The organism is Streptomyces sp. NPDC055749 (assembly GCF_053617235.1).
Genome location: NZ_JBSHFH010000018.1, coordinates 120,633 through 132,409, shown reverse-complemented (window position 1 = coordinate 132,409; position 11,777 = coordinate 120,633). Strand labels below are relative to the sequence as shown.

The window sequence follows — 11,777 nt, the reverse complement described above, 5'->3', positions numbered from 1 at the left end:
GCCCGCCTCCCCGGGTTTTTACACCTTGTAATCTACCTCCCAATCCTCCTTCGGGTGGGCGGGGGCAACACTCTGCCCCCGCGGCTTTATAAACCCTTAACCCCCCGGGGGTGGCCCGTCCGGCGGGCCAACCCCGGTCCAGGCCCCAGCTCCACGTACGGATCGCCGGCGCCCTCCAGCTCCAGCACCCACACCTCGTTCGAGCCCGCCCGGAGCACAGGGCCCGGCACGTAGAGCGTCTCCTGCGGGCCGGCCGACCAGTAGCGCCCCAGGCAGAAGCCGTTCACCCAGACGAACCCACGGGTCCAGCCCGGCAGTTCGAGCCCGGCGTCACCGGTGCCCGAAGCGGGCGCCTCGAACGTCCCCCGGAACAGGCCCCGCCGTCCGGCCACCGACCTGTCGAGACCCCGGAACGCGACCGCCGAGACGCCGTCCGCGCCGTCGAAGGCGTCGAGCCGCAGCGCCTGCGCCCGCACCCCGTGCAGGAACTGCCGCTCGTGCAGCACTCCGCCCGTGATGCCCTTCGGCTCACCGACCCGCCGCCCGTAGTTGACCCGGCCCAGCGACTCCACCCACAGCTCGACCTTCGCGGGCCCGGCGACCGGCTCCGCGAGGGTGGCGTCCTCCTCGGTCAGCACACCGGCCCGGACGCCGTCCACGTACACCAACGCCCGGTCCCGGAGACCGACCGCGCCCAGCGCGTACGGCCGGCGCGGACCCGGTACGTCGACCCGGTAGCGCACCAGACCGCGATCCACGCCGAGCTCCTCGAACGTCGGCGGAACCCCGCTCTCCGCCGTCTCCGGATCGCCCAGCGCGGCCAGTACGTCCGCCAGGGGCGCCCACGCCGTCAGCTCCGCCCGCACCGGTTCCTTGAGCGCGGCGGGCGGCGCGGGCGGCTCGGGGAGCGGCCCATCGGCGTACGCGGCGAGCACCTCGCGCATCAGCCAGAACTTCTCCGTGGGCCGCCCGTACTCGTCGACCGGCGCGTCGTAGTCGTACGACGTCACCGTGGACCGCAGCTCCTGGTCCTGGAGGGGACCCGAACGGTTCGCACCCGACCAGCCCGCGAAATTCGTCCCGCCGTGCGCCATGTAGATGTTCACGGAAGCCCCGCACTCCAGGATCTCCCGCAACGCCCCCGCGGCCTCCGCCGGATCACGTACGACAGGATCGGCACCCCAGTGCTCGAACCATCCGCACCAGAACTCCATGCACATCAGCGGCCCCTTCGGCTGATGGCGGCGCAGCACCCGGAACGCCTCCCGCGCACCCGACCCGAAGTTCGCCGTGGCCAGCAGCCCCGGCACCGAACCACCGGTCAGCATGTGATCGTCCGGCCCGTCGGACGTGAACAGCGGCACCGTGATCCCGCACTGCCGCAGCAGCCCCGCCAGCTGTTCCAGATGCACCCGGTCGCTGCCGTAGCTCCCGTACTCGTTCTCGGCCTGCACCATGATCACCGGACCGCCGCGGGTGATCTGCCGCTGCACCACCTGCGGCAGCAACTCGCGGAACCACCGCTCCACCGTCGTGAAGTACTCCGCGTCACGGGTCCGCACCCGTCGCCCGAACCGCCCCGTCACCCAGGCCGGCAGCCCGCCGTTCTCCCACTCGGCGCAGATGTACGGCCCCGGGCGGACGATCGCCCACAGGCCGGCCCGGTGCGCCGCGTCCAGGAACCGGCCGAGCGCGTCCACGTCACGGAACCGGCCGGGGCGCGGCTCATGGAGATTCCACGGCACATACGTCTCGACACAGTTGAGCCCCATGGCCCGCAGCATCGACAGCCGGTGATCCCACTGCTCCTCGTGCACCCTGAAGTAGTGCATCGCCCCCGACAACAGCCGTACGGGCTCTCCGTCGAGCCGGAAGTGGTCGTCCCCCACGGTGAAGTCTGGCATCGTGCTCGTACTCTCCTGTGTGCCTCGGTGTCCCTGGCCAGCTAACTTTCGCCCTCTGGCGTACGACCGGTCCATGGACAAAGATCACTGCTGTTTGGACGCAATGTGAAGCGATACGAAGAACGGGAGGGAGGCCGGCCGATGTACCACACATGGATGCGCTTCTTCACTCCCAGCCCGCTCCACCACCGGCTGGGCCTGGTCTGTCTCGGTGTCGGCCTCCAGCACGGCGCCCTGCCGACGGTCGGCCCGCGCACCCTGGACCACCACGTCGCGGTGATCATCAACTCGGGCAGCGGCTGGTTCATCGGCCCTGACGGCAGGCGCGTGCCCGTCACCGCGCCCAGCCTCATCTGGCTCACCCCCGGCACACCGCACCACTACGGGGCCGATCCCACCGGCTGGGACGAGAGCTTCGTCGACTTCACGGGCCCCGCCACGACGACGTACACCGAGCTCGGCTGCATAGAACCGGACCGCCCCCTCGTCCCGCTCTCCGACACGGCGGGCCCGCGCGCCGCCGTGAGCCGCATCGTGCGCGCCGCCCGCCGCGGCAACCCCCTCCTCGAAGTGGAGACCGGGGCCGCCGTCCACGAACTCCTCGTCTCCCTGCGCCGGGCCCGCGCCGACATCGGACCGGACGGCGACCCGGTGCTCCAGGCCCTGGCCCGCGAGGCGTTCCAGCCGCTGTCCGTCGCCGAGCACGCGTCCCGGCACGGCATGACGCCCGCGGAACTGCGCTCGGCCGTACGGCGGGGCGCCGGGTGCAGCCCCAAGGACTACCTGCTGGGCATCCGGCTCGGCCGCGCCAAGGAACTCCTCGCCGCGACGGACCTCCCCGTCGCCGCGGTCGCCCGCCGGGTCGGCTACGACGACCCGGCGTACTTCTCCCGGCTGTTCGCCCGCCGCGTCGGTACGGCCCCCGTCCGCTTCCGTGAACAGCAGGGACGCAGCGTCCCGGGCGGCTGGAGCGACCAGGTCCCGGACCCGGAGCACCCGCCGACGATCACGCACTAGGACGATGCGTCTAAGCTCGACGACCATGACCACGAGCGACATCGACGAGTCCGTGCGCGCCGAACTGAACCGGCTGCGCGAGAGCATCGACAACATCGACGCCGCAGTCGTCCATATGCTCGCCGAGCGCTTCAAGGCCACCCAGCAGGTCGGCCGCCTCAAGGCGGACCACAAGCTGCCGCCCGCCGACCCCGCCCGCGAGACCCGCCAGATCGCCCGGCTTCGCCAGCTCGCGCTGAGCGCGAACCTGGACCCGGCGTTCGCCGAGAAGCTGCTGAACTTCATCATCGCCGAGGTGATCCGCCACCACGAGCGCATCGCCGACGAAGCGGAGAACGGCGGGGGAGACCGGCCGACGGGCCCGCCCCCGGCCACCTCCGGGACCTGACCCCCCGGACGAGCCCCGCGCCGAGCACCGCGCCCAGGACGGGCCCGAGCAGATACACCCACAGCCCGCCGACGTCCCCGGCCAGCACAGCCGGGCCGAACTGCCGTGCCGGATTGGCCGATCCACCGCTCAACGGACCGAGCACCGATATGACCACGGCAGTCGTCACCCCCACCGCGTACGGGAGGCCCCGGCCCCACACCGGCCGCGCCAGGAACACCGCGAGCACCACCGTCACCCCCACGAGGACCCCCGCCTCGGCGCCCAGCACGGCCGCGTCGCCCCACGCCGGATCCGGCCGCACCGACGCGTGGCGCACCGGATCCCCCGCCGCGGCCGAACCCCACAGGGCCCCGGCCGACCACGCCCCGGCCAGCGATCCCGCCAGCTGCGCCACCGCGTACGGGGCGACATCACGGCCGGGAAACACCCTCAGCCGCCACAGGGCCACGGTCACGGCCGGATTCAGGTGGCAGCCCGAACACCGTCCGGGAGGCGACACCATGAACGCGGTGAGCAGGCCCCCGGTCACCAGGCCGAGCACGGCCGGGGCGAGGGAAGGGCCGACCGCGACCGCAATCGCCGAGTCCGCGCCGACGAGCCACCGCACAGCTGTCACGACGAGGAACAACAGCAACGCCGTCAGCCCGAACTCGCACCCCGCGCGCGCCACTACGGGGAAGGGCGCGCCGACCCGCGCCAAGTGGTTCGGCACCGGGACGGGGGAACCGGCCGGAGGTCTGGGAACGATCGGATCGTGCGCAGGCGGGAGCGTCATGAGGAACGTCCTCGGTACTCGGTGTGCCGCGCCGAGGAGATGGTAAGCGGCAGCAGACCCCGCCGTCCCCCGCAGGCCCCCACCTGCCCGGCCCGGCCCGGACCGCCCGTCCGCCCAGGGAGAACCCCACTGCGCCCGCCGCCCCCCGTACGGCAGCATGGGGCCATGTCCGTACTGACGCGCGACGAAGCGCAGACCCGAGCCCAGATCCTCGACGTGGAGCGGTACACGATCGCCCTCGACCTCACCACAGGCGAGGAGACCTTCGACTCCCGCACCGCCATCCGGTTCACCGCCCACGCGACCGGAGACACCTTCGTCGAGGTCAAGCCCGCCACTCTGCGCTCGATCAGCCTCGACGGACACCCCCTGGACCCCGCCCTCCTCGACGGCAACCGCTACCCCCTCACCGGCCTCGCCGCAGGCCCCCACGAACTGCACATCGACGCCGCGATGCGCTACTCCCGCACCGGCGAAGGCATGCACCGCTTCACCGACCCGAGCGACGGCGAGACGTACGTCTACACGCAGATGTTCATGGACGACGTCCAGCGCGTCTTCGCCGCGTTCGACCAGCCCGACCTCAAGTCCGTCTTCGAGATCACGGTCACCGCCCCCGACGGCTGGACCGTCCTCGGCAACGGCATCGCCGAGCACACCGGGGACGGCCGCTGGTCCATCGCCGCCACCCCCCTCATCTCCACCTACCTCGTCGCCGTCGCCGCGGGCCCCTGGCACTCGGTCACCACCGAACACGCCGGACTGCCCTTCGGCATCCACTGCCGCCGCTCCCTCGCCCCGTACCTCGACGCCGACGCCGACGAGATCCTCGACATCACACGCGCCTGCTTCGACCGGTACCACGAGAAGTTCGACGAGCCGTACCCCTTCGACTCGTACGACCAGGCATTCGTCCCCGAGTTCAACGCCGGCGCGATGGAGAACCCGGGCCTCGTCACCTTCCGCGACGAGTTCGTCTACCGCTCCGCCGTCACCGAGACCGAACGCCAGACCCGCGCCATGGTCATCTCCCACGAGATGGCCCACATGTGGTTCGGCGACCTCGTCACCCTCTCCTGGTGGGACGACATCTGGCTCAACGAGTCCTTCGCCGAGTACATGGGCTACCAGACCCTCACCGAAGCCACCCGCTTCACCGACACCTGGGTCGAATTCGGCGTCGCACGCAAGGGCTGGGGATCCGACGCGGACCAGCGCCCCTCCACCCACCCCGTCGCCCCCGACCCCGACGCCGTCCCCGACACCGCGTCCGCCCTCCTCAACTTCGACGGCATCAGCTACGCCAAGGGCGCGTCCGCCCTGCGCCAGCTCGTCGCCTGGCTCGGCGAGAAGGACTTCCTGGCCGGCATCAACACCCACTTCGCCCGCCACAAGTTCGCCAACGCCGCCCTCGCCGACTTCATCGACAACCTGGCGTCCGCCACCGACCGCGACGTCCACGCCTGGGCCGAACAGTGGCTGCGCACCACCGGCATCGACACCCTCACCGCACAGGTCGCCGAGAGCGACGGCCAGTGGTCCGTCACCGTCGACCGCGACGGCAGCCGCCCCCACCGCATCGCCGTCGGCGCGTACGAACACTCCCTCGACACCCAGTCAGGACCCGAACGGCTCGTCCTGCGCGACCGCTTCGAACTCGACGTCCCCCAGGGCGAGTCCGCCAGGACCATGCCCGGTCGCCGCCCCGCCCTCCTCGTCCTCAACGACGGCGACCTGACCTACGCCAAGGTCCGCCTCGACCCCGAGTCCTGGGACACGGTCGTCACCTCGCTCTCCGGCATCCCCGAGCCGCTGACCCGCGCCCTCGTCTGGAACACCGCACGCGACATGGTCCGCGACGGCGAACTCGCCCCCGCCGCCTACCTGGACGCCGCCCGCGCCCACCTCCCGCACGAGTCCGACCTCGCCGTCGTCCAGGGCGTCCTCTCCTTCGCCTCCCTCCACATCGCGGGCCGCTTCCTGCCCGCCCAGGAACGCCGGACGGCCCTCGCCACCCTCACCGCCATCTGCCGCGACCTGATCCGGCGGACCGAGGACGGCTCCGCGCCGGGTCTGCGCCTCATCGCCGTACGCCACTTCATCGACGCCGCCACCCAGCCCGAGGGCATTCAGGACTGGCTCGCAGGCGGCACCGTCCCCGGCGGACCCGAACTCGACCCCGAACTCCGCTGGCGCATCCTCACCCGCCTCGCCGTCCTCGGCGCCACCGACGAGACGGCCATCGAAGCGGAACTGGCCCTGGATCCCAGCGCCACCGGGCAGGAAGGCGCCGCACGCTGCCGCGCCGCCCTCCCCACCCCCGAAGCGAAGGCCGCCGCGTGGCAGGCCATGTTCGCCGACGACTCCCTCTCCAACTACCTCTTCACCGCCACCGCCCAAGGCTTCTGGCAGCCCGAGCAGGACGAACTCGTACGCGAGTACGTGCCCCGCTACTACCCCGACGCGACCGCGCTCGCCGTCCGCCGCGGCCCCGCCATCGCCGAAGCGGCCGGCCGCTACGCCTTCCCCGCCACCACCGTGGACACCGAGAGCCTCGCCCTCGGCACCCGGGCCCTGGACGACCAGGCCCTCATCCCGGCCCTGCGCCGCAAGCTCGTCGACCAGCTCGACGACCTCCGCCGCGCCCTCGCCGTCCGCGACGCCCACTGACCGGAGAAGACGCGCGCAACACCCGTGCCCGGCCATCCTCTTGAGGGTGGCCGGGCATTTTTTTGAGGACGCCCGCATAGCAGCCGAACCCCCGGCGGACAGACCCCATCGACCAGCAGTACCCCTTTAGAGTTCAGATCGTTGTGCTCTTCGGCCGCGCCGACCGAAACCTGGACAAGCTGGCATGTCCACCCCCGCGCACCCGAAGGGCCACACCACCATGCCCACCCCACCCCTCGCCGGAGACACCGCGGGCCCCGCCGCCCTGCGCCCCCTCCTCGACACGGTGCTCGGCGCCCTCGAAAAGGGCGCCGCCCGGCGCGGCGGGCCACTCCCCGCGGGCGGGCCCGACACCACCACCGCGAGGATGCGTACCGCCGCCCGCCCGCTCCTCCCCGACACGGGAACCGGCGCCGAACACGCCCTGCGCACCCTCGTCACCGCACTCGCCGAAGGCGCCGCGGACCCGGCACACCCGCACTGCGCGGCGCACCTCCACACCCCGCCCCTCGCACTCGCCGCCGCGGCCGACCTCGCCGCCTCCGCACTCAACCCCTCCATGGACTCCTGGGACCAGGCCCCCGCCGCCTCCACCCTCGAAGCTGAACTCACCGCCGTACTCGCCGCCGAGATCTACCCGCAGGCCACCACCACACCCGACGCCGTGATCACCACCGGCGGCACCGAGGCCAACCAACTCGCCCTGCTCCTCGCCCGCGAACGCCACGGCCCCGTACAGACCGTCTGCGGAGCCAACGCTCACCACAGCATCACCCGCGCCACCTGGCTCCTGGGACTCCCCGAACCGGCCCTCGTCCCCGCCCCCACAGGCGTCATGGACCTCGCCGCACTCCACGAAACCCTCACCCGGCTCCACCACCGCCCCCTCCTCGTCACCGCCACCGCCGGCACCACCGACACCGGGCAGATCGACCCCCTCACCGACATCGCCGACCTCTGCGCGCAACACGGCGCCGAACTCCACATCGACGCCGCCTACGGCGGACCGCTCCTCTTCAGCCCCACCCACCGGAGCAGGATCCAGGGCCTCGACCGCGCCCACAGCGTCACCTTCGACCTGCACAAACTCGGCTGGCAGCCCGCCCCCGCCTCACTCCTCGCCGTCCCCGACCACCACGACCTCGACGCACTCCACCACCGCGCCCCCTACCTCAACGCCGACGACGACACCGAAGCCGGCCTGCCCGACCTCCTCGGCCGCTCCCTGCACACCACCCGCAGACCCGACGCCCTGAAGATCGCCGTCACCCTCCAGGCACTCGGCCGCACCGGACTCGCCGACCTCGTCGACCGCACGATCGCCACCGCCGGACAACTCGCCGACCTGGTCGACGCACACCCCACCCTCGACCTCTACGCCCGCCCCACCATCAGCACCGTCCTCTTCCGCCCCACCGGCGCCACCGACCACACCGTGGCCGCCATCCGCCGCACCCTCCTCAACCACGGCCACGCCGTACTCGGCCGCGCCGAGGCCAACGGCCGCCGCTGGCTCAAGGCCACCCTCCTCAACCCCCACACCACCCCGGACGACCTCCACACCCTCATCGACCTCGTCACCACCGTCACAGACGCCCTCGCGGAAGGCAGCACACCCCGATGACCGACCGGCCCGCCCCCGAACCCGACCAGCCACACGACCTCGTCGGCATCGGCATCGGCCCCTTCAACCTCTCCCTCGCCGCCCTCGCACACGGCGTACCCGGCGCCCCCGGACACCCCCAGCCACTCGCCGCCACGTTCTACGAACAACGCCCCGGCTTCCACTGGCACCCCGGCCTCCTCATCGACGGCGCCAGCCTCCAAGTCCCCTTCCTCGCCGACCTCGTCACCCTCGCCGACCCCGCCAGCCCCTGGTCATTCCTCAGCTACCTGCGCAGCCGCGACCGGCTCTTCCCCTTCTACTTCGCCGAGCGCTTCCACATCCAGCGCGCCGAATACGACGCCTACTGCCGCTGGGTCAGCGACCAGCTCCCCGGCCTCCACTTCGGCCACCAGGTCGACGCCGTCCGCTGGAACACCGAACGCGACCTGTTCGAAGTGGACTTCACCCAGCTCGACGCCGACGGCGAAGCCGAAGCGCTCGGCCGCGCCTACACCCGCCACGTCGCCATCGGCGTCGGCACCGAACCCTTCGTCCCCGAACCCCTCAAACCCCTCGCCGAGGCCGAATCCGTCCCCGTCGTCCACTCCGCCGACTACCTCAGCCACCGCGAACGGCTCCTCAAGGCCGAACACATCACCGTCATCGGCTCCGGCCAGTCCGGCGCCGAGATCTTCCTCGACCTGCTCCGCGCCCGCCCCGTCGGCGCCGAGAAGATCCACTGGCTCGCCCGCACCGAAGCCTTCGCACCCATGGAGTACTCCAAACTCGGCCTGGAACACTTCACCCCCGACTACAGCCGCTACTTCCACGCACTCCCCGAATCCGTACGCGACGAACTCGTCCCCCACCAATGGCAGCTCCACAAAGGCATCGACGCCGACACCATCGCCGCCATCCACGACGAGCTCTACCGACGGACCCTCCACGGCGGCTGGCCCGACGCCACCCTCACCCCCGGCGTCTCCGTACGTACCGCGGGCCGCGTCGCCACCACCCGCGTCGAACTCCACCTCGAACACACCCAGCAAGCCACCCGCTCCCGGCTCACCACCGACGCCGTCGTCCTCGCCACCGGCTACCGCGAACGCCCCCTCGACGGCCTCCTCACCGGCCTCGACCCCTACATGCGCCGCGACGCCTCCGCACGCCCCCGCATCGACGACCGCTTCCGCCTCGTCCTCGACCCCGCCGTCACCGGCCACGTCTACGTACAGAACGCCGAACGCCACACCCACGGAGTCGGCGCCCCCGACCTCGGCCTCGCAGCCTGGCGCAGCGCCACCATCCTCAACGACCTCACCGGCACCGACCCCTACCCCCTCCCCGACCGCACCGCCTTCACCACCTTCGGCCTCACCCCCTCCAACACCCCCAGAATCCCCGCCCAGGGCCCCGCACTCATCCCGCTCGTCCAGAGCAACTGACCCCCGGACGAACGAAAGCGGCCGTCCCCCACCAGCACACGGGGAACGGCCGCCCACAGCCACGTACCTACGGGAACACCGGAACTCCGTCCCGCGTCAGCCGCCAGCCCACCGAAGCGAACTGCGCCGGATCAACGGACCCCTTCGCCTTCACCCAGTTGATGATCGTGTTCCGGATCTCGTCCGAATCCGCCCACAACTGCTTCGCACCCGGCACATGCGGGAAATTGCCGCCACCGCTCGCCCGGTAGTTGTTCACCGCCAGCACGAACTGCGCCGCCGGATCGATCGCCCTGCCCTCGAACGTCAGATTCACGATCCGCGAACCCGCCGGCTGCGCGATATCGATGTCGTACGCCACACCCGACACCGCGTCGTAGTTGTAGTCCGGCGTGCCGTCCGCATTGGTCAGCTTCGACGTATCCACCGGAGCACCCGCCGCCGTCCGCACGTAGTACTTCGCCGAGTACTCCAGGTACTCCCTCAGCTGCGCACCCGTCAGCAGCCTGGCCTCAAGCGTGTTCTCGAACGGATACAGCCCCGCCGCGTCCTTGATCGTCACCTCACCGGCCGGAACACCCGCCGAACGCGAGAAACACGACGCCTGCGACAGCACCGGCAGCGCCGCGTACGCACCACCCGCCAGCCCCGCCTTCACCGTCTCCGCCTGCACCTGGTTGATCAGATCGATGATCGGCTCGTCCTTCCACGGCGCCTGAGCCGTCGACATCGCCACCACCGACGTACCGATCACCTGGTTCACATAGGCCACCACTTCCCGGTGCTCGTCACCGAGCAGCGAAGTGATCTTCGGGTCCTCCGCCACCGTGTTGGAGTTCAGCACCTCGGAGCCGGCCCTCTCGACCACCCAACGCCCCTTCTCCCACACCAGATCGAAGTCGAACAGCGTCAGCCGCTGCCCCCACTTCAACGGCTCCGACAGCAGAACCCGCTTCCCGGTCTCCTTGTTCGTCACGAAGTACTCGGCGATCTCCGTGTGCGCGTGACCCACCAGAATCGCGTCGATACCCGGAACCTGCTCCGCCACCAGACCGGCCGCGTTCTCGATGTACGGCAACTGGTCCCCGTACGACGACGTACCACTCGAACCCGAATGCGCCGACACGATCACCACATCCGCGCCCATCGACCGAAGCTTCGGCACCCAGAGCGCCGCCTGCTCCTCAAGACCCGGGAACACCATCTTCCCGCCCACATTGGCCTTGTCCCAGATCGCGATACCGGGATTTGTCAGCCCCAGCACCGCCACCCGCACATCACGACCGTGCGGCGTACGAAGCCGCTTGATCACATACGGGGCGAAAGCCGGCCGCAGCGTCTTCGCATCCAGCGCGTTCGCACCCAGCAGCGGGAAATCGCACTGCTCCTCGAACTTCCGCAGAACCGGAATTCCATAGTTGAACTCATGATTGCCCAGCGCCGCCGCGTCATAGCCGATCGCATTCATCGCCAGCGCCATCGGATGCACCGGACCACGCTTCGCCGTGATCGGGTCGATCTTCGCGTAGTAGTACGAGAGCTGAGTGCCCTGAATGGTGTCACCCGCATCGATCAGCAGCGTGTTGCGACGCCCGCGCTCCTCCCGGACACGGTCGACGAGCGTGGAGATCTTCGCCAGGCCGACATCGTTGTGGGCCTTGTCGTCGAACTCCTTGTCCGTGAAGTAGTCCCAGTTGAAGACATTGCCGTGCAGATCGGTCGTGCCCATCACGGTGAACGAGTAACGCTTCGCCGGACGGCTCCGGCCCGCCCGCTCCGCCGCCCCGGCCTGCCCGGCCGCGGCACCGCCCGCTATCGCCACACCCGCGCCGGCAGCAGCCGAACGGCCCATAAACGTCCTACGGTTCAACGGCATCCTTGACTCCTCGTTCAATCGAGCAACGCGCGTAGATTCTGGCCCAGCCACCACCTTCCGCAACACCCCGGGCAGGTTTCGATCTGATGACCA

8 protein-coding genes are annotated in these 11,777 nt (G+C 70.7%); 5 read left to right on the top strand and 3 right to left on the bottom strand.

Annotated features, from left to right (window positions below; translation table 11 throughout):
- Positions 1 to 86: 86 nt before the first annotated feature.
- Positions 87 to 1,904: a glycoside hydrolase family 35 protein gene (locus tag ACWGO0_RS16490; protein WP_453534417.1), complete on the bottom strand. Its 1,818-nt coding sequence runs from the start codon at positions 1,902 to 1,904 to the stop codon at positions 87 to 89.
- Between the two features lie 141 nt (positions 1,905 to 2,045).
- On the opposite strand from ACWGO0_RS16490, the gene ACWGO0_RS16485 reads away from it, so the two are divergent.
- Together ACWGO0_RS16485 and ACWGO0_RS16480 are read left to right on the top strand one after the other, a co-directional pair.
- Positions 2,046 to 2,921, top strand: coding sequence for a helix-turn-helix domain-containing protein (locus tag ACWGO0_RS16485; RefSeq protein ID WP_453534414.1), 876 nt, complete (start codon positions 2,046 to 2,048; stop codon positions 2,919 to 2,921).
- A gap of 25 nt (positions 2,922 to 2,946) precedes the next feature.
- The gene (locus tag ACWGO0_RS16480) at positions 2,947 to 3,309 is read left to right on the top strand and encodes a chorismate mutase (protein ID WP_453534411.1); all 363 of its coding nucleotides are present in this window, start codon (positions 2,947 to 2,949) and stop codon (positions 3,307 to 3,309) included.
- Here the strand turns inward: ACWGO0_RS16480 and ACWGO0_RS16475 are convergent.
- Complete coding sequence (locus ACWGO0_RS16475) at positions 3,206 to 4,087, bottom strand: MIP/aquaporin family protein (protein WP_453534408.1); 882 nt, start codon at positions 4,085 to 4,087, stop codon at positions 3,206 to 3,208. The genes ACWGO0_RS16480 and ACWGO0_RS16475 overlap by 104 nt on opposite strands.
- Before the next feature lie 165 nt (positions 4,088 to 4,252).
- On the opposite strand from ACWGO0_RS16475, the gene pepN reads away from it, so the two are divergent.
- The 3 genes from pepN (at position 4,253) to ACWGO0_RS16460 (ending at position 9,808) form a co-directional block, all read left to right on the top strand.
- Complete coding sequence (gene pepN, locus ACWGO0_RS16470) at positions 4,253 to 6,757, top strand: aminopeptidase N (protein WP_453534405.1); 2,505 nt, start codon at positions 4,253 to 4,255, stop codon at positions 6,755 to 6,757.
- Positions 6,758 to 6,977: 220 nt separating this feature from the next.
- Positions 6,978 to 8,381, top strand: a complete 1,404-nt coding sequence (locus tag ACWGO0_RS16465) for a pyridoxal phosphate-dependent decarboxylase family protein (protein ID WP_453534434.1) — start codon at positions 6,978 to 6,980, stop codon at positions 8,379 to 8,381.
- On the top strand, positions 8,378 to 9,808 hold the full coding sequence (locus tag ACWGO0_RS16460; RefSeq protein ID WP_453534402.1) for a lysine N(6)-hydroxylase/L-ornithine N(5)-oxygenase family protein: 1,431 nt from the start codon (positions 8,378 to 8,380) through the stop codon (positions 9,806 to 9,808). Before ACWGO0_RS16465 ends, ACWGO0_RS16460 begins: the two co-directional genes overlap by 4 nt.
- Positions 9,809 to 9,875: 67 nt before the next feature.
- Here ACWGO0_RS16460 and ACWGO0_RS16455 read toward each other — a convergent pair whose 3' ends face one another.
- Positions 9,876 to 11,684, bottom strand: coding sequence for a bifunctional metallophosphatase/5'-nucleotidase (locus tag ACWGO0_RS16455; RefSeq protein ID WP_453534399.1), 1,809 nt, complete (start codon positions 11,682 to 11,684; stop codon positions 9,876 to 9,878).
- Positions 11,685 to 11,777: the final 93 nt, after the last annotated feature.